The organism is Marinirhabdus gelatinilytica (genome assembly GCF_003353425.1).
Taxonomy (GTDB): domain Bacteria; phylum Bacteroidota; class Bacteroidia; order Flavobacteriales; family Flavobacteriaceae; genus Marinirhabdus; species Marinirhabdus gelatinilytica.
Genome location: NZ_QRAO01000005.1, coordinates 102030 through 120358, shown reverse-complemented (window position 1 = coordinate 120358; position 18329 = coordinate 102030). Strand labels below are relative to the sequence as shown.

The following is an 18329-nucleotide window of genomic DNA, read 5'->3' as shown; positions in this document are numbered from 1 at the left end:
GCTTGCTCAACATTTTTAAAGTTTAGGTAATAAAGTAGTTTAAGTGGTCTTCGCTTATAGGTGAAGCTTGATTTGTTTTTCCAAGCTGGTGTTCTTCAAAACGCCTTGTGATATTGTTTGTGAAGGCGGTGTACAAGAGACCATCAGTGCATTCAATAATATAAGTGTAATAACTTTTCAAATTTGTTTGTTCAATGAAGGTCTCGACAACTACGTTGGCTATTTTCTAAATTACCAATCGTAATTTATCAAATAATGCTCGACCGGACATTGTTAAAAGATTAAACGTTGCCTACTGCCCACTACGTACAGATTTTGCTCCTTCTTCCACCTTCATTTTAAGCCCTTCTTTATAGGCTATTATTTTGTCCAGAACGCACTTGTCCGCAGCCCCAATGATCTGTGCTGCGAGAATACCTGCATTTTTTGCACCGTTTAGCGCTACCGTGGCTACGGGTACACCTCCGGGCATTTGTAAAATAGAAAGCACACTGTCCCAGCCGTCTATGCTGTTGCTGCTTTTTACGGGTACGCCAATAACAGGGAGTGGTGATAAAGATGCGACCATCCCCGGTAAGTGAGCGGCCCCACCGGCACCTGCAACGATTACCTTGATGCCTCTTTCGTGGGCATTTTTGCTGAAATCGAACAGTTTCTCGGGTGTACGGTGAGCAGAAACTATATCTACTTCCACTTCAATATCGAAACCCTTCAAAATATCTATAGCGTCCTGCATGACAGGCAGATCGCTGGTGCTTCCCATTATTATTGCTACTTTGCTCATGTTGTAAAATTTAAAATCAAAGATACGATTTTGGAATTCCGTTTGCGTTCTATTTGCTTACAACCTCAATCAACCCCTTCACCCTCTCGGCAACTTCCCTCGCTTTGTCAATACTCTCATCAACAATGGTCACGTGGCCCATTTTTCTGAAAGGGCGGGTTTGTTTCTTTCCATAGATATGCGGGGTTACCCCGTCCATTGCCATGATCCTTTCAATGTTTTTGTACACCACTTCACCCGTATGGCCTTCGGCGCCTACGAGATTTACCATAATGCCGCCCACTTTATTTTGGGTATTGCCCAAGGGGAGGTCCAAAATGGCGCGAATGTGCTGCTCAAACTGGTTGCAATAACTTGCCTCAATGCTGTAATGCCCACTGTTATGGGGGCGTGGAGCTACTTCGTTCACGATAATCTCGTTATCTTCGGTCTGGAATAGTTCTACGGCCAACAAACCTACGTGTTTAAATGCCTCGGAAACTTTTTCGGCCACAGCCCTTGCCTTTGCTGCAACGTTGTCTGAAATCCTTGCGGGACAGATTACATATTCCACTTGGTTTGCTTCTGGGTGGAACTCCATTTCTACAACAGGGTACGTTTTTACTTCTCCTGAAACATTGCGCGCCACGATTACAGCGAGTTCGTTTTTAAACGGAATCAATTTTTCGGCAATACAGGCAACTTCGGGTAGGGGGATCATGTCCTCTTCGGTCCGTATCACCGAAACACCCTTACCATCGTACCCGCCTGTACAGCTTTTCCAAACAAACGGCAAGGTTACTTCTTTGCGAACAATAGCTTCCGTGAGTTGAAATTTATCTTTAAAGACCAGAAACGGGGCAGTGGGGATGCTGTTGTTTTTATAAAAATTTTTCTGAACCCCCTTGTCCTGTATGTTTCGGAGTGTCTTGGCACTGGGATATACTTTTTTTCCCTCTTCTTCTAACTTTTCAAGTGCATCCACATTCACGCTCTCAATTTCAAAAGTGAGCACGTCCACTTTTTTTCCGAAGTTATACACCGTATCAAAATCCATAAGGTCGCCCTGCTCAAAATAATCGCAAGCAATACGGAAAGGCGCTTGGTCACTGGGATCCAGTACGTGGGTCTTGATATCGTATTTACGGGTTTCGTAGCCCATCATCTTGCCCAACTGGCCACCGCCTAGGATGCCAAGGGTAAAGGAGGAAGAGAAATAGTTTGCCATAGCGCAAAGGTAATTAAATCGAAATTGAAATTGAAGTGGAAACTTAAGTCGAGGGAAAAACTAAAAAAACACCCCCAAGGGAGCTCCAAGGGTTCGCTGCTTGTAAAAAGCAATTCCCCCTCTAGGGGGGCTGGGGGTGTTAGGATTGAAATTAAATAAAATCGACATTCGTATCTCGTACCTCGTCGCTTGAATATTTGTATCTTTGTGCCTCTAAAAAATGTAACCCTTTATTGTTTCTGTATGTGGAACTGGATGCGAACTTTCTTCAAGATGAACGATAAAGCAAAACAGAAAGTTGAATTAATAAAATACTCCACTAAAGACGGAGCAATGCAGATGAAAAACATTGTATTATTTGGCCCTCCCGGCGCCGGAAAAGGAACCCAAGCCGAAGTATTGAAAGAAAAGTACCAGCTCATCCACCTCTCTACGGGCGATATGTTTCGGTACAATATGAAGAATGATACCGAACTGGGAAAACTGGCCAAGACCTATACCGAAAAAGGACATTTGGTGCCAGATAGCGTGACCAACGATATGCTAAAGGACGAAGTTAACCGCCAGCTAGAACAAAGCCCCAATGGATTTATTTTTGACGGCTATCCACGTACCAAGGCACAGGCCGCAGTGCTCACCGAATTCTTGGCGAAAAAGGATACCCAAGTAGATGCAATGGTAGCTTTGGAAGTAGATGATGAAATTTTGGTACAGCGCCTACTCGAGCGTGGAAAATCCAGCGGTAGGGCAGACGATGCCAACGAGGAAGTGATTCGCGAGCGCATTGCCGAGTACTACCGTAAAACCGATATCCTAAAAGAGTACTACCAAGCCCAAGACAAATACTATGGCGTTGACGGTGTGGGTAGCATAGAAGAAATTACCGAGCGTTTGAGCGACGTAATCAATAAACTATAAATCCCCCTTGAGGGGGGGTAGGAGGTGTTTTCTAATTCGATTACTTATATTAGAAATCGAAAACAATACACAATAAACTACCAACCTCCTCAATTTTTTTAAAATGACCGAAGGCAACTTTACAGACTACGTTAAAATCCATGTGAAATCCGGAAAGGGTGGGCAAGGGAGTGCGCATTTGCGCCGTGAAAAGTATATCCCAAAAGGCGGTCCCGACGGAGGTGATGGTGGGCGTGGTGGACATGTGATCTTAAAGGCCAACGAAAATATGTGGACCCTCCACCACTTAAAGTTTAAAAGACATTTTACGGCAGGTCATGGTGGTGCGGGAGGCAAACAGACCAGCACTGGGGCCGATGGTGAGGATGTGTATGTAGAAGTGCCTTTGGGAACGGTAGTGAAAAATACCGACACCAACGAAACCCTAAAAGAACTCATGGAGCATGGCGAAGAACTAATCTTGGCCAAAGGTGGAAAAGGAGGGTTGGGGAACGATCATTTTAAATCGTCTACCAACCAGACACCACGTTATGCCCAACCCGGGATGCCAGGTGAAGAAGGTAATTTTACCTTGGAGATGAAAGTGCTGGCCGATGTAGGCCTCGTAGGCTTCCCCAATGCGGGCAAATCTACTTTGCTTTCAGTAGTGACCGCTGCCAAACCCAAGATTGCCAACTATGAGTTTACCACCCTAAAGCCCAATTTAGGAATTGTAGAGTACCGAGACCATCGCACCTTTGTAATGGCCGATATTCCTGGGATTATCGAGGGTGCCGCCGAAGGGAAAGGCCTTGGCCACTACTTCCTTCGTCATATTGAACGCAACTCTACGTTGCTGTTCCTAATCCCTGCTGATGCGGACGACATAAAAAAACAGTATGATATATTGCTGGATGAGTTAAAACGTTACAACCCCGAATTGCTGGACAAGCAGCGCCTGGTAGCCATCTCCAAGAGTGATATGCTGGATGAAGAACTAAAGAACGAGATGAAGGCCCAACTGGACCCACAATTTACCAAAGTGCCTTACCTATTTATCTCCGCCGTTGCCCAACAGGGGTTAATGGAACTGAAGGATAAACTGTGGGAGATGATGAATGAAACATCCGTACAGGAGTAGTGCTACACATTGCCAAATTTTGTTAAACAATAACAAATACGCAACCTTTCGGCTTAATTTTTGACTATTTTAGTGAAAAACCAAGCTATGAAATTACTGTCTGTACTTTTAGGAAGTTTACTCCTTCTATCCTGCGGGGCGACCGTTGGGGTAGATTATGACGAAACCACCAATTTCTCCCAATACAATACCTATAACTTTTACCCCACTATAGCATCGGGTCTTAACGATCTGGACGACAAACGTGTTATGCAACTTACCGATAGCCTGATGCAACAACGTGGTTTCATAAAATCTGAAACGCCACAACTGTACATCAATTTTTATGCGAAGGAAAGTGTTTCCAATTCCCGTAATACAATAGGGATTGGTGTTGGCGGGGGCGGCGGCAACGTGGGCGTAGGCGTAAGTGGTGGCATTCCTATTGGTGGGCGCGTGGTGAACCAACAGTTTACCATGGATTTTATAGACGTACTAAAGGACGATCTGGTTTGGCAAGCCGTAGCCGATGCCGACTATAAAGAAAAAGCTTCCCCGGCCCAAAAAGAAGCCCACTATCTAGCAGTGATAGAAAAAATTTTGAAGAAATATCCACCTAAGGAATAGCAGTCTCAAAAACCCCCAAACAGATGTCTAGTGGCTCCCCTTTTTTGTGTACGCACTCACAGAATTCTTTCCCAATCATTTCGTACTCGGTTTGTTGAAATTGAGCCATGCAGTTTTTAAAATCATTTCGGGGCATTACATCGTGACCATAGGCGAAAAACAAAATTACTACGGCTATCATTGCAATAACCGCAGCTGCAAAACCAAATGGAAATCTCAAGCTATACCTTGCAGGTTTCAGGGCAATGGTTTTGTTTTCATGCTTTTTGAACGGTAGTATGTATTTCAGCGAATCATAATTCCAGAACAGCAAGTACAAACACGCCAGTACCATTAACGGTGCCGAAACAAAAGAGCCATCAAACCGAACCGCAAACGAAAGCACCGTTATATTTACGATAATAGGGAAATATAAAAGTGCACCCAACGCCACTGTGCGAGGTATGAGCAAAAGAATAGCTGCGATTACCTGGGCAACGCCAATAAAGGTGTAATAATAACCCGTATGGTGCAATGCTTCCAGATATGCCCCCATTGGGTGGTTTGCTGAAAGCCCACTGGCAAAACGTTCGCCCAAAATCTTTACCATTCCCGAAGCGATAAAGCCTATGGACAAAGATACGCGGCAAAACAGCGCAAACAACCAGTACCATCTATTGGCCTTGGCGTTACGGTAAAAGCGTTCAAATGTTTTCATTTAGGAAAAAACCTAAAATTACTGAAATTTTATTCGTTTCCTACACTAATTCTTATCCCTTCACTATGGCTTGTAAATTCTGGTGCGTACATACTCTGTATGGTGGTAATACCATTGCTGAAATCTCCTGCGTTGTTTACCCGTAGGTCATATTCAAACACATACACACCCTTTTGGAGGGTATCGAAAAAGAAATTGGTACTGGCATCCTTGGTAGCTTGGTAATAGCCCAGCCCGTCCTGCCATTTATAGGTGGAGAGAACGTCTATGGGCTCAAGTCCCGCGGCTCGCATATCCTTCATGTGTACAAAATCCATTTCGCGGTCGGTTCGCAATTCTATACGCACCCGGACCAAATCGCCTACTTGTAGCGCAGTACTTTCGGTAATTGCTGAAAGTTCTTCACCCGTAGCGGTATTTTTCTTTAAGAACAATTTTTTCTGAAGTTGCAACGGGGTTTCGGCGTGGGTGATCTTATCGAGATCCTCAAAATATTGCCAGTACATTCCACCCCAAGCAATGCCTTCCCCTTTTTTCTGCATAGTGACGGTAGCCATTTCTTCTTCTATTTGAGTAGTATTCCAGCTGGTTTTAAAATAACCGGTTCCTGCCTCCACTTTTATATTGTCCATGGTGGAAGGGTCTATAACTTGATTGCCCACGGTTACTTGTACCGCTTCTGTCACGCTCAACCAATCGGTACCTTGGAGCAGTAACGCATATACTGCCTCGGTTGTCGCTTTGGTGGTGCGCCACTGGTTGGTCTGTTTGTTTTTTAGCAGCCAAACTTTCAAATGGTCTATGGTTTCGGTGTCTTTTTCAATTTCAGAAAACACTTCGACCATCAATGCCTGGGTCTCGATAGGAGCTTGGTACCAATACCATGATGGAGTGTTGCTCTTCCAGTACATCCCCAATTCTTCGCTGGTAATACTGGTTTCCTTCAACGATTTGGTGATTTTTGAAGCAGTGGCAGTCTTTCCGTTTCGGTGTAATACCAGGGCGATCATCCCTTTGCTATATAGGTCTCGGGTGTTCCAATAGGTTTCCATTTGCCCTAAGTAATAGTCGCTTATTTTTTCTACCTCTTTACTTTTTTGAAGCTCAGGAAAAAAGCTGCGCATATACAAATAATGTGTCTGCATTCGGCTTAAGTGATCCTTGCTATAATCTGGTTTTTGGGTGTATTGTGACAAACGCCTGTACTCCTTTACAAATTCCGTATCCAGGTAACTAACGGCTTTTTCAATCATTTTTTCGTGGGTCACCCTGAGCGAAGTCGAAGGGTCGATTTCAAGTGCTTTCAAATGTCCAAACCCAGTTGCGATATGTTGTGTAATGTATCTGTTGGCATACCCGCCATTGAACCACGGCCAAGCCCCGGAACCCAATTGGTTTTGCTGCAGTTTCATCACGGCTTCTTGTTGCTTGCGCTGCATCAAGTTGAGGTCAAAGAGTAGGGCGATACGCTTTTTTTGTTCGGCTTCGCTCTGGGCATCCCGTAACCATGGGGTTTCTTGAACCAATAACGATTTCAACTCCTCGTTCTTTTCCAGATTGCTCAATAATGCATCACTATTAGACCATTGGTCGAACACCGCCTTGATGCGCGGATTGCTGTTGGCAATGTGTGTTGCCAGTGTGTTGGCATAATAGCGCGCAAAGGTCTGCTCGTTGCACTCGTATGGAAACTCCATTAAATAGGGGAGTGCCTGCACCGCATACCACGCTGGGTTGGACGTGATCTCGAGCGTTAATTTGTGGTGTTTTAATGTAGTTGAAGTATTGTTCTTCAGCTTATCCAGCGTAAACGTTTTTGTTTGGTTGGAGCGCACCCACATAGGCTGGGTCTCGGTCACCAACATACGGTTGCTCAGGATTGGAAGGGTGTTTTGCTCGCCATCGCTGAAATTATTGGTCTTGGCAATAATTTTATATTGCACGGCAGCATAGTCGGAAGGAATTTGTAGTCGCCACGAAACTTCTGTATTTTCATTCTTACCTACCGAAAATTCTTTAATTCGCTCTCCTTTATTAAAAAACCTATTTATGGATGCTGTAGTTATCGCATCTTCCAGTTGCAGAACTATCTTTCCAGTTAATTTGCTGTCGCTTAAATTTGAAATTTTAGCACTGATGATAATCTCGTCCCCCTCCCGTAAAAATCTGGGCGCGTTTGGTACTACCATCAATTCTTTTTGAGTTACTGTTTCGAACGTGGAAACCTGTGAGTTGAGGTCCTTGGTATGCGCCAAGAGCTGTACTTTCCAACGGGTCAATGCCTCGGGGGTGGTAAAGTTAAAGGAAATAGTACCGTCCTTATCGGTTCGTAACTGCGGATAGAAAAAAGCGGTCTCTTGAAGGTTCTTGCGGATTTTTACGGTGCTGAAATCTGGTTCTTTTTGTGCAACATTACTTTCTTCTTCATCTTCCATTTTAAGACCACCAGCAACTCCATCTAAAGGTGCAGCTATCTCTTCTTCAATCGCATCTGCAGAGACTTCGCTCACCGCATAGCCCAATGCTTTTTTCTCTCTAGGGATTCCTTGTGCGGTAACAATTACTTCGTCGAGATTAGATCCAGATTCCCACAGATGAATATCTAAAACATTATTTTTCTTGAGTTTTAGAGATTCTTCTTTGTAGCCTATATAACTGAAAACTAATTCCTCTCCTTTTTCAGCTTTTATTTCGAAATTCCCATCAAAATCACTTTGGGTGCCTCGTTGTGTTCCTTTTACAACAACGTTTACACCAGGGATTGGGAGTCCGTTTTCATCATAAATAGTGCCTCGTATAAAACCGTCTTTTACTGTTGATGAATAGCTTTCCTTAATTTTTTGGCGCAAGGAATTTTTGTATCTATTGTATCGCCAAGTCTGCCCAGAAAAATCCAACCCAAACCAATTAAATTGATCAAAACGTTGTGGGTTTGTATGATAGTAATTGCGATACTCTCGTTCCAGATAAATAGCCCTATTTCCAAAACTCTGTGAGGCACTAGGATTGCTAATAGGACGGTACCTGAGCGAAGGTTGCGGTTTAAAACTCCAAGCGTGGGGTGCAAATTGATCGAGTGACAAATCGTACATGCTCGCCAACAATTCTGCTGAAACTTTTTCACCTTTGGGGCCTTTTATGGTAAAGCTCCAAGTTTCTGGCACGCCTGGTTCCAATTTGTCACGGAAGGTGTTGGTTTCAATTGTCAGTTCGGTTTTGGGAGCAGGGACCGAAATGTAATGGACGCTCCCTTCAAAACTATTAAAAGCGGTAAGTGAACGATGCACCACAAAGCCACCTATGTCTTCAGCAGTTACAGGAATAGAAATAGTCTTTGAGTTACTATCCAACGCCAGTACAAAGGTTTGGGTGATTTGGTGTTGTTTCTCCACGGAGAGTGTCACAGTGATGGCTGCGTTGGATTTTACGGTCACAAGGGCTGTGTCGCCCGGCGCGTAGGTTTCTTTATCTAGGGAAATATCGAAAAGGGCATTATTTGCAGGGGTTTTGTCCTTGTTGCTGAACACTTTTGTATAGCTTTTGGCCTTCACTTCCTGCCCAAACTTTTCTTGGGTGGTTGCCACGACTACATAAGCTCCCGAAGCCCATCTTTTTAAATTCCCAAGTTCCAGTTCGTCTACATTTTCTGAATCTATTGTTGTACTGAACACCTCTTCGCCTCGTTCCCAATTCTGGATATTGTCTTCATTGTTATAAGGGTCGTGGGGGAACAATTTTTTAAATTGCTCTTTACTGTACTCCTGATAATCCGGTGCATTCCACGGGCGTTTGCAGAATACGGTTTCGGGGGCTTTCAGTTTATATATTTTAAGGGTGACCGTTGCGGAAACTTTTTCACCATTTAGGTTTTTGGTGGTGATTTCAATTTTTTCCTTTTTGTTTTGCTTGTCCAACCGTTGTGGTACTTGCAAACCAATAGTGAGGGCGTGGTAGCCTACATTCACAATGGTTTTGGTGCTTTGGGTCTCACCGTTTATGTCGGTTACATCTGCTGTTACCTCATATTGGAATATAGGCTGCCCGTCCTTGTCCACTGTACCATCGGGAAGGGCTTTAAAGTCAATTTCGTATTCGCCCTTATTATTGGTGGTGGTTTCTCCAAAGGTGATTTCCTGCCCTTCGCCCATGTTATAAGAACGCCCCCAATACCACCAGCGTGGGTACTGTACCTTTCGGGTTACTTTGTAGGTTACCTTGGCATTGGTAATGTTGCTGCCCGAAAACGAGACTGCCTCCCCTTTTACCGTAATACTATCATTAACACGATAGGTTTCGGGCACCGGTTTAAAGTTGGTTTCAAACTTGGGACGCTTGTATTCCTCTACCCTGAAGTAAAAATCTTGGAAATATTTTTTTGGGGTATTCGATGCTATTTCAATATGGAATTGACCTGTTAAGACTCCGGTTGGAACCACAAATTCGCCTGCTACGGTACCAAATTCGGTGGTCTTTAGTTTCAATTCGCCTTGCTCATCACCGTTGGCATCGTAGAGAGTTGCTGTAAGTGATTCGTTGGGGGCTACGGCGGCTTTTTCCTTTTCGGCCTTCACGATAATGGCCTTAAAATACACCGTTTGTCCAGGACGATAGATGCTTCGGTCCGTGAACAGGTAACTTTTATAAGGGTTTTCGTCATCATCGTAATATCGGTTGTAATTGTAATAGTTTGAGAATACAGCTGTATCGTCACCCTTTTCCACGGTTACCGAAAAGTTATAATAATTGCGATTGTACTTTGGTACTTTAATAAACCCCTTGGTATCACTGGTGTAGCTTTTTCGATACTTTTTACGATCGTCCCTTACAATGCAATTTGCGTTGGCAATGGGTTGGCCATTGTTTCTGTCCACCACTTGGTAATAGGAATACTTCTTGTCCTGCGTTTGTACCAGCGCCAAGTTGGTATATTGTATTTCGGCAACTTCAAAAAGGCGTTTGTTCTCGGTATTGGTTGGTGTAGCTAGCACGAGATAATGGCCCTGTGGAAAACCGGGGAGTAGGATTTCGGTGCTGTGTTGGCGGTAATCACCCTCGTCACGTAATTGTTGGGTCCACTGCTTTTGCAGGGAGAGTTTTTCAATAAAGTCCCGCTTTTTTTCTTTGTCGTAAATACGTTGTAACTGTTCGCTCTGTTTTGCTGAAATTTCATACACCCAAAGCTGAACGCTGGGCGAATTTTTATAAGTTACCAGCATACGGCTGTCACTATGTATAGGGAGAAAAGCCTCTAGTTGCACTTGTAGCAAAGGGCTTGTAATAGTCTGTTTTAAGTTTTTGGCCTGTACCGCAATGTAGGTGTCTGGGAAGGTAGTAATGAGCCGTTCGCATATTTCTAGGGCTTCTTTATGGGCCCAGCGATCGGTTTCATTTTCTCCTGCTACGTAGGAGTTTCCTTTTTCATATATACCCTCGGCAATGGCAAAGTTGTATAAGGCTTTAGCGTAAGGAGCGCTCACTTTTTGTTTTCCATGCTGTAATGCTGAAAGGTATACCGCTTCCTTTTCGGGGATAGTCCCATTCGATTTTACAAAAGAAAGGCGTTCCACATCTACTGCTGCAAGGGGTACTGTGTTGTTTTTTGCTGAATGGAACTCAATTAAATCTTGATATAACCGAAGTGCTTTCAACTCCAGTGAAATAGTATCTTTTGAAGCAATTTCAAGCTGCTGAAATTTTTGAAACCCCTCTAAATAAGAAGCATTGTTCACCTCAAAGGCATACGTGGGTTTTGTGATGGAGTTTTCGGAAGTCTTATAAAATTCCAAAGCGTTATGGGCAAGGAAATCGTATAGGGTGGGGCGTATTTTGTTGGAGCCCTTGTAGGTGTTGAGGATGGGTTCAAAAGCTTCGGTGGTGGTATTTTGTAGTGTTTCTTTATTGTTCAGTGAGGCTTGGTAATATTTGGAAATTTCAGCAAAGAGGGTTTCGAGATCCCAAGTGCGGAAATCGGTTTCGTCTACTTTATTGGCAGTTTTTGTTCGGTTGTAAAATTGGTAACGGTTGGCTTGAAAATAGTCCCAATACAGCTTGGCGAGCATATTCTGCAGTACGTTTTTCGCTGGAGCATTGGTCTTGGAGATTTCAGTCCTAAAATCGTTAACCACCTTTAGCTGCGAGTTTTCTTCCAAGACCAATGCAAATTTACTTTTAAAGAGCAAGGTTTTAATGAGTTGCGCTTGGTTGTTTTCGGTCTTTGCCTTGGTTTCAATCTGTTGGACGATTTCTAGAGCCGATTTGGGCAAATCGTCAATTTCAAACTGCTCTACCTTGTTCCAGAGCACATTGTAATTGGTGTTTTGGGCGTTGGTTAGCGTCATTGCAAAAAGTGCGATTATAAGGGTTGTGATGGTTTTCATACGTGCTAATTTTACCGAAAAGTACTTGTTACAGCAGTTTCGGTATAACGATAATGAGTACAGTACGACAAAAAATGAGCCAAACACTGGTTTGGATTAGGGAGACGTTGGTGCAAGTCCATAAGACCGTCCTGCTCAAGAACGTACCGCTTACGATCGCTGTGCTTGACGATGTAACATACAACGTTGGACAAATTACCTGCCTTTCTGGTCAACATTAATATAGAATACTTATAGCTCATAGTACAAGACTTACCATTTATAGCTCACTTCCTCCTTTTTTTGGAACCGTATTTGTATAAAGGTACCAAAACCTTTACACTATAAACCTGCGTATATACGTTTGTTTTATAGAAATTTTGAAACCGTATCTTTGAACCTATCAAACCTACTGTATGAGAAACCTATTTCTTTTGTTGCTGTTCCCTGCTGTGCTCACTGCGCAAACAACTTTTGAAAAAGCCGAAGGTTATTTTAAGGCGGAACAGTTCAGCAAGGCGAAACCACTTTTTGAGCAGCATTTACAGCAATACCCCAACCACGAGAAAACAAAGGAATATTTGGGTGATATAGCAGGTTATTCCAAAGATTGGGATACTGCTTTGGAGTACTACGAGCCCCTAGTGGAAGCCAACCCCAAAAATGCGACCTATCATTTTAAGAACGGGGGCGTGTTGGGAATGAAGGCTCTTGAAAACAAATTGAAGGCCGTAGTGCTCATAGACGATATTAAGCATCATTTTGAGACTGCCGCTAGGTTGGATCCCAACCACATAGAAACACGATGGGCCCTGGTAGAATTTTACATGCAACTTCCAGGAATTTTTGGTGGCAGTGAAAAAAAGGCGACCAAATACGCAGAGCAGTTATTAAAAATTTCCCCCGTGGATGGTTATCTGGCCAAAGGTTACATAGCCGAATACAACGACGAGCCCGAGGATGCCGAACGTTATTATAAAAAAGCTATAGCTATAGGAGGTTCGCCACACACCTATGAAAAACTTACCGAGCACTACGAAAAGAACAATCGTCCCAAAGAAGCCATGGAGACGGCCAATACATCGTTGCGGATACACAAGCGCAATAGTTTGAACTACCAGATTGGAAAGATAGCTGCACAATACAATCTAGATGCTGCCTTGGGGATTAATTGTTTGTTGGCGTATATCCAAAATCACTCCGTGCGCGATGGTGTGCCTAAGGATTGGGCGTATTACCGCTTGGCACAGATCTATAAAAATTTGGGAAATAAGGACACAGCCTTGACGTGGATTGATAAAGCCCTTAGCAGCCGCCCAGATTTTAAAGAGGCGAAGGCAGAGAAGAAGGAGATACTTAGTTTGTAGTTTTTAGTCGGTAGTCAATAGTCGGTAGTTTGTGACGGGTAGGACGCTGCGCTTGTAGTGATGAGCGTTGCAGTGATATGAGGGGTTTTGCAGGCGAAGCGATGGTAACGCGTAGGGTATGAGCGCAAACTATGATTACTTTATTAATTTCAGTATAGAAACCCGTAACTTTATCCTTTTAAATACCTAAACTTTACAAGGCAACATGCGAGTACATTTTATAGCCATAGGCGGCGCGGCCATGCACAATTTGGCATTGGCCCTCCACAACAAAGGATATGTGGTAACCGGGAGCGATGATGAAATTTTTGATCCTTCTAAAAGCAGGTTGGCTGCTAAAGGCCTGTTGCCCAAAGAATACGGTTGGTTTCCAGATAAAATTTCAGAAGAAATTGATGCCATTATCTTGGGAATGCACGCCAAAGAGGACAATCCCGAATTGTTGAAAGCTAAGGAGCTGGGACTGAAAATTTACAGCTATCCCGAATTTCTGTACGAGCAATCCAAGGACAAGACCCGTGTAGTGATTGGTGGGAGCCACGGAAAAACTACCATTACTTCTATGATACTGCACGTGATGCACTACCACGATAGGGATGTGGATTATATGGTAGGAGCACAGTTGGAAGGGTTTGATACCATGGTAAAACTTACTGAAGAAAACGATTTTATTGTCTTGGAAGGCGATGAATATCTATCTTCCCCAATAGACAGGCGGCCAAAGTTCCATTTGTACAAGCCCAATATTGCACTGTTGAGTGGTATAGCCTGGGACCATATAAATGTATTTCCTACCTATGAAAATTATGTGGAGCAATTTGAGATCTTTCTTACTGAAATCACTAATGGGGGAACGATTATTTACAATGAAGAAGATGCTGAAGTAAAGCGAGTAGTAGAGCAAAGCGGTGCAACCATAAAAAAAGTGCCTTACAAAACTCCCGAATATACCGTCGAAAACGGAACAACCTTCCTCGAAACCCCCGAAGGCCCTATGCCCATTGAAGTGTTTGGGAAACACAACCTGAACAATCTGGAAGGCGCCCGATGGATCTGCCAGCTTATGGGGGTAGATGCCGAAGATTTTTATGAAGCTATTGACACTTTTAGTGGTGCCAGTAAACGTTTGGAGAAAATAGCTGAAACCGATACCGCAATTGCCTACAAGGATTTTGCCCATAGCCCCAGTAAGGTAAAGGCAACTGCCGAAGCCTTGAAAAACCAATATCCCGACAGAAAACTGATTGCCTGTCTGGAACTGCACACCTATAGCAGTCTAAATCCAGAATTTTTGACCGAGTATCAAGGCACATTAGATGCAGCCGATACGGCTATTGTGTTTTATTCGCCCCACGCGGTGATGATAAAAGGTTTGGAAGAAATAAAAAGGGAACAGATTTCTGAAGCATTCCAGCGGGACGATTTGACCGTTTTCACCAACCCAGCCGATTTTAAGACCTTTCTCTACAACCAGGATTTTAACGATACCTCGCTCTTGCTTATGAGCAGCGGTAATTATGGTGGATTGGATTTTGCTGAGGTGGAAGGATTTTTAAAGTAATTTCTTTATTTCAACACTAAAATTATAACGAATACGTTCTATACATACACCAACCAAATTTCCATCTGCTTATTCAGCAACACTACTTTTAACCAAAACCTTAAAATGTAATGAATAAGTTTTCAATTTTCTTTTTTGCCCTATTTACAATCACTTTTTTTTCATGCTCAAACGATGATGATGTAAGCAATCCTCCTGAGGAAGAAGCAAATTATTTTGCTTTAAAGGTGGGCAATAGTTGGAAATACAATGTGTATCGTTTTAATGGTACTACTTCAGAATATGAAGAACAGGATATTGTAATTACAAATACAATTACCGGTACTGAGATAATCAACGATGAGACCTACTTTATATTTGAAACAACTTCGGTTGGTAACGATGAATGCCAATTGTGCCTTGATGAATTAGGAAATAAGTCTGTAAGGGATTCTTTAGGGTATTTGGTTGATAATACCGGAGTAAAAAGGTTTACAACCCAAAGTGAAGCTCCTTATTTACTTATACAACAAGATTTTGGTAAGATCTTCGGCCAATATCAATCTACCATAACAACCGCCCAAACACCAGCAGGTAGTTTCAGTGATGTTGATACAAATACGTATTTTTTAGAATTTAATGATGGCAGTATTTCTGAAGGAGAAGATTCAAGCTTTTACAGAGAAAAAGAAGGCTTAATTGCTAAGACAATTTCTTTTGTTACATCTCCTGACCCACTATATATATTGACTTTGCTGGAAAGTAATATAAGTGACTGATTCAACTTTTATAGATCTTATTAATAAACTCCTTATTTTTCGTAGGGAGTTTTTTTATGAGTTCTTTTTTCGCCCGTTCAAAATCCTCAGCATTTTTATCCTGTGACAACTTGAACTTCCCTTCCCAATGTGTGATCTCCACCTCAAAAGCCTGTATATAGTTGATGAGCCTATCCATTCTTGGATCGTCCATTTCTAACTTAAACTTGTGGTCGGGTTGTTCCAGGAAATCGGTCATCTCCACCATGGTTTTTTTTGTGGCTTCGGGATCTGCTATCAGTTTTATTTTTCCTGTTAGGTGTACTATAATGTAGTTCCACGTGGGAAGTTGGGGGGTGCTGTATACATTGGGTGAAATGTAAGAATCAGGACCTTTAAACACTACGGTCACTTCTGCATCATCCTTTAAAGTTGCTACTTGCGGGTTTTGCCTGTCTATATGCGCGACGAGTTTCCCACTTTCTTCATTGTAAATTACGGGGATGTGGGTAATGTATGGGGTGTTCCCTTCCGCAGAAACCAGCGTGGCAAATGGATACTGTTTCATAACAGCAATCATTTTTTGTGGGTCGTCACTTTGGTGGTGTAGAGGTGGGTACATTCTGAAGTACGAGTTTTGAGGTACGAGGTACGAATTAAAAGATATAGATTAATAATATTGATTTTTTACTGACAGCGGAGCGTCCTACCCGCTACAAACTACCCACTGGTTAACTCCACGAACAACTTCTCCAACGTGGTGTTCTTTTGGTGCAATTGCAGGATTTTAAGTCCGTTATCGTGAGCAAAATCGAACACCTTACTGCGCATATCTTCCTGTGTATCAAAATAAATATGGTACACAAAACCTGCTGGGTTTTCAACTTTTGAAACTTTGGCCAGTTGTTGGATAGCCACAGTTTCCACCCGGTAGTCAAACTCAACTTCCACGATTTGTTGTTGGCCTTCAGTAAGTTCTTTTAAAGGTTTGTCCAGTACTATGGTTCCCTTGTTAATGATGATCACACGGTCGCAAATGGCTTCCACTTCCTGCATAATGTGGGTGGAGAGCAGTACGGTTTTCTCTTTGCCCAACGATTTTATAAGTTCTCGTATTTCAATGAGCTGATTGGGGTCCAGCCCTGTGGTGGGTTCGTCCAGAATAAGCACTTCGGGATTGTGCAGTAGGGCATTTGCAAGCCCTACCCGCTGGCGGTACCCTTTGGAGAGCTGCCCAATTTTTTTATGGGCCTCGGGGGTGAGGCCTGTTTGTTCAATAACTTGTGTTACTTTTTGTTTGGGGGTTCCGTAGATTTCAGCATTAAAAGCGAGATATTCTTTTACATACATTTCAAGATACAGTGGATTGTGCTCTGGTAGGTACCCCACACTCTTTTGCACGTTTGTTGGAGCTTCAGCAACAGGGAACCCGTTCACTGCCGCTTCCCCTTCCGAAGGAGATAGATACGTGGTCAAGATCTTCATCATGGTAGATTTTCCGGCACCGTTGGGCCCTAAAAAACCAACGATTTCCCCCTTTTTAATCTCAAAGGAAACAGCGGCCAGCGCTTTTTGATCGCCGTAGGTTTTCGTGATATTTTGTACTGTTATGGACATCTATGTTGAAGTTATACAAAGCTAACGATAAAAAATCTTAAAAAGTTTCTTGATTGTGATGAAATGGCTATTTTTACATCATATAAAGAGAAATGACAACACGATCCAACTTTTGGTGGCACCACATAACAAACTGAAACATCGGGGAGGATATGGTATGTTGCAATACGAAATTATGTAAAGTCCCGTTTGGGGCTTTTTTTGTTGCAAAGAAACCGCAAAAAAGTAAAAAATCTAACGTCTAAAGTTTACCGACTAACGTCTATTGCATGGAAAACAAAAAAGAACTACGAAACTGGTTGGATACCTTTGGGTTGGACCACCCTTTGGTAATCGCAGGCCCCTGCAGTGCCGAAACCGAAGCGCAGGTGCTTAAGATTGCCCATCAACTTAAAGAGACCGATACCACCGTATTTCGGGCAGGAATTTGGAAACCCCGCACCCGTCCCGGAAATTTTGAAGGAGTAGGTGCCCTGGGTCTCAAATGGCTACAAAAGGCCAAAGAGGAAACAGGCTTGCTCACCACTACCGAAGTGGCCAATGCCAACCACGTAGATCTGGCTTTAAAACACGATGTAGATATCTTGTGGGTTGGGGCAAGGACTACCGTTTCTCCTTTTATAGTACAGGAATTGGCAGATGCTCTACAGGGAACCGATAAAACAGTACTCATTAAAAATCCTGTAAACCCGGATTTGCCGCTGTGGTTAGGTGCTGTAGAACGTTTTTACGAAGCTGGGTTAAAAAATCTGGGAGTGATACACCGTGGTTTCTCTACGTATGAAAAAACCCGGTACCGTAACAATCCGGAGTGGCAAATCCCCATAGACCTGCAAAACCGTTTCCCAGATCTTCCGTTGATTTTAGATCCGTCACATATTGCCGGACGTCGTGATATTATTTTCGATCTGTGCCAAACCGCCTTGGACCTTAATTATGACGGTTTGATGGTGGAGACACATTACGACCCAGACAATGCATGGAGTGATGCCAAGCAACAGATTACACCAGAAACCCTACACCAAATGACCATAGATTTACGTATTCGGAAAAAAGGGGATGCGGCGTTAGAGTTTCAGAATGAACTGAATACATTGCGAACCCAAATAGACGTTATCGACAACAAGATAGTAGAGATGATGGGCAAGCGCATGAAAATAGCCGATACTATAGGGGGGCTTAAAAAACAACATAATGTTGCTATATTACAGAGAAAACGGTGGAACGAAGTATTGGGTCGTATGATACTCCGTGGTGAAGAAACCGATTTGAGCGAAGAGTTTGTCCTAAAGCTTTACAAGGCCATCCATCAAGAATCCATTAACCACCAAAAGAAAATAATAAATGACTGAATCTTTT

15 protein-coding genes are annotated in these 18329 nt (G+C 43.0%); 8 read left to right on the top strand and 7 right to left on the bottom strand.

The genetic code is table 11. The annotated features are described in order from the left end of the window. Nucleotides 1–22: 22 nt before the first annotated feature. From C8D94_RS15540 to C8D94_RS13165, 3 genes are all read right to left on the bottom strand, one after another. Nucleotides 23–181, bottom strand: coding sequence for a GIY-YIG nuclease family protein (locus C8D94_RS15540; protein WP_317047730.1), 159 nt, complete (start codon nucleotides 179–181; stop codon nucleotides 23–25). Nucleotides 182–292: 111 nt separating this feature from the next. Next, entirely contained in the window at nucleotides 293–784 is a 492-nt protein-coding gene (purE, locus tag C8D94_RS13170; RefSeq protein ID WP_115124426.1) for a 5-(carboxyamino)imidazole ribonucleotide mutase, read from the bottom strand. Nucleotides 785–833: 49 nt separating this feature from the next. Continuing rightward, nucleotides 834–1991, bottom strand: coding sequence for a 5-(carboxyamino)imidazole ribonucleotide synthase (locus C8D94_RS13165; protein ID WP_115124425.1), 1158 nt, complete (start codon nucleotides 1989–1991; stop codon nucleotides 834–836). A gap of 273 nt (nucleotides 1992–2264) precedes the next feature. Between C8D94_RS13165 and C8D94_RS13160 the strand changes: the two genes are divergently transcribed. The 3 genes from C8D94_RS13160 (at nucleotide 2265) to C8D94_RS13150 (ending at nucleotide 4635) form a co-directional block, all read left to right on the top strand. Then, nucleotides 2265–2909, top strand: coding sequence for an adenylate kinase (locus tag C8D94_RS13160; protein WP_245946326.1), 645 nt, complete (start codon nucleotides 2265–2267; stop codon nucleotides 2907–2909). A 103-nt stretch (nucleotides 2910–3012) separates the two neighbouring features. Then, nucleotides 3013–4029: a GTPase ObgE gene (gene obgE, locus C8D94_RS13155; protein WP_115124424.1), complete on the top strand. Its 1017-nt coding sequence runs from the start codon at nucleotides 3013–3015 to the stop codon at nucleotides 4027–4029. A gap of 87 nt (nucleotides 4030–4116) precedes the next feature. Next, nucleotides 4117–4635 carry a DUF4136 domain-containing protein gene (locus tag C8D94_RS13150; protein ID WP_115124423.1) on the top strand — a complete coding sequence of 173 codons (519 nt, stop codon included), beginning with the start codon at nucleotides 4117–4119 and terminating at the stop codon, nucleotides 4633–4635. Here C8D94_RS13150 and C8D94_RS13145 read toward each other — a convergent pair. After that, complete coding sequence (locus C8D94_RS13145) at nucleotides 4625–5332, bottom strand: DoxX family protein (protein WP_115124422.1); 708 nt, start codon at nucleotides 5330–5332, stop codon at nucleotides 4625–4627. The two genes, C8D94_RS13150 and C8D94_RS13145, sit on opposite strands and share 11 nt — an antisense overlap. Before the next feature lie 29 nt (nucleotides 5333–5361). Next, on the bottom strand, nucleotides 5362–11709 hold the full coding sequence (locus C8D94_RS13140) for an alpha-2-macroglobulin family protein (RefSeq protein ID WP_115124421.1): 6348 nt from the start codon (nucleotides 11707–11709) through the stop codon (nucleotides 5362–5364). A 74-nt stretch (nucleotides 11710–11783) separates the two neighbouring features. On the opposite strand from C8D94_RS13140, the gene C8D94_RS15365 reads away from it, so the two are divergent. From C8D94_RS15365 to C8D94_RS13125, 4 genes are all read left to right on the top strand, one after another. Next, the gene (locus tag C8D94_RS15365; RefSeq protein WP_170134781.1) at nucleotides 11784–11930 is read left to right on the top strand and encodes a hypothetical protein; all 147 of its coding nucleotides are present in this window, start codon (nucleotides 11784–11786) and stop codon (nucleotides 11928–11930) included. Between the two features lie 174 nt (nucleotides 11931–12104). Next, nucleotides 12105–13055: a tetratricopeptide repeat protein gene (locus C8D94_RS13135; RefSeq protein WP_115124420.1), complete on the top strand. Its 951-nt coding sequence runs from the start codon at nucleotides 12105–12107 to the stop codon at nucleotides 13053–13055. A gap of 205 nt (nucleotides 13056–13260) precedes the next feature. After that, complete coding sequence (locus C8D94_RS13130; protein ID WP_115124419.1) at nucleotides 13261–14616, top strand: UDP-N-acetylmuramate--L-alanine ligase; 1356 nt, start codon at nucleotides 13261–13263, stop codon at nucleotides 14614–14616. Nucleotides 14617–14726: 110 nt separating this feature from the next. Then, on the top strand, nucleotides 14727–15374 hold the full coding sequence (locus C8D94_RS13125) for a hypothetical protein (RefSeq protein WP_115124418.1): 648 nt from the start codon (nucleotides 14727–14729) through the stop codon (nucleotides 15372–15374). Nucleotide 15375: 1 nt separating this feature from the next. On the opposite strand, the gene C8D94_RS13120 is transcribed toward C8D94_RS13125, so the two are convergent. After that, nucleotides 15376–15975, bottom strand: a complete 600-nt coding sequence (locus C8D94_RS13120; protein ID WP_115124417.1) for an FMN-binding negative transcriptional regulator — start codon at nucleotides 15973–15975, stop codon at nucleotides 15376–15378. Between the two features lie 98 nt (nucleotides 15976–16073). Further along, the gene (gldA, locus tag C8D94_RS13115) at nucleotides 16074–16970 is read right to left on the bottom strand and encodes a gliding motility-associated ABC transporter ATP-binding subunit GldA (protein WP_115124416.1); all 897 of its coding nucleotides are present in this window, start codon (nucleotides 16968–16970) and stop codon (nucleotides 16074–16076) included. 269 nt (nucleotides 16971–17239) lie between these two features. Between gldA and C8D94_RS13110 the strand changes: the two genes are divergently transcribed. Continuing rightward, complete coding sequence (locus C8D94_RS13110; protein WP_115124415.1) at nucleotides 17240–18322, top strand: bifunctional 3-deoxy-7-phosphoheptulonate synthase/chorismate mutase type II; 1083 nt, start codon at nucleotides 17240–17242, stop codon at nucleotides 18320–18322. The last annotated feature ends 7 nt before the right edge of the window (nucleotides 18323–18329 follow it).

Bases quoted from the DNA above. Each gene is read 5' to 3' on its own strand.
- C8D94_RS13120 (WP_115124417.1), bottom strand. From the start codon at position 15,975: ATGTACCCACCTCTACACCACCAAAGTGACGACCCACAAAAAATGATT.
- C8D94_RS13135 (WP_115124420.1), top strand. From the start codon at position 12,105: ATGAGAAACCTATTTCTTTTGTTGCTGTTCCCTGCTGTGCTCACTGCG.
- C8D94_RS13165 (WP_115124425.1), bottom strand. From the start codon at position 1,991: ATGGCAAACTATTTCTCTTCCTCCTTTACCCTTGGCATCCTAGGCGGT.
- C8D94_RS13110 (WP_115124415.1), top strand. From the start codon at position 17,240: ATGGAAAACAAAAAAGAACTACGAAACTGGTTGGATACCTTTGGGTTG.
- C8D94_RS13125 (WP_115124418.1), top strand. From the start codon at position 14,727: ATGAATAAGTTTTCAATTTTCTTTTTTGCCCTATTTACAATCACTTTT.
- C8D94_RS13140 (WP_115124421.1), bottom strand. From the start codon at position 11,709: ATGAAAACCATCACAACCCTTATAATCGCACTTTTTGCAATGACGCTA.
- C8D94_RS15365 (WP_170134781.1), top strand. From the start codon at position 11,784: ATGAGCCAAACACTGGTTTGGATTAGGGAGACGTTGGTGCAAGTCCAT.
- C8D94_RS13150 (WP_115124423.1), top strand. From the start codon at position 4,117: ATGAAATTACTGTCTGTACTTTTAGGAAGTTTACTCCTTCTATCCTGC.
- C8D94_RS13160 (WP_245946326.1), top strand. From the start codon at position 2,265: ATGAACGATAAAGCAAAACAGAAAGTTGAATTAATAAAATACTCCACT.
- gldA (WP_115124416.1), bottom strand. From the start codon at position 16,970: ATGTCCATAACAGTACAAAATATCACGAAAACCTACGGCGATCAAAAA.
- C8D94_RS13130 (WP_115124419.1), top strand. From the start codon at position 13,261: ATGCGAGTACATTTTATAGCCATAGGCGGCGCGGCCATGCACAATTTG.
- obgE (WP_115124424.1), top strand. From the start codon at position 3,013: ATGACCGAAGGCAACTTTACAGACTACGTTAAAATCCATGTGAAATCC.
- purE (WP_115124426.1), bottom strand. From the start codon at position 784: ATGAGCAAAGTAGCAATAATAATGGGAAGCACCAGCGATCTGCCTGTC.
- C8D94_RS13145 (WP_115124422.1), bottom strand. From the start codon at position 5,332: ATGAAAACATTTGAACGCTTTTACCGTAACGCCAAGGCCAATAGATGG.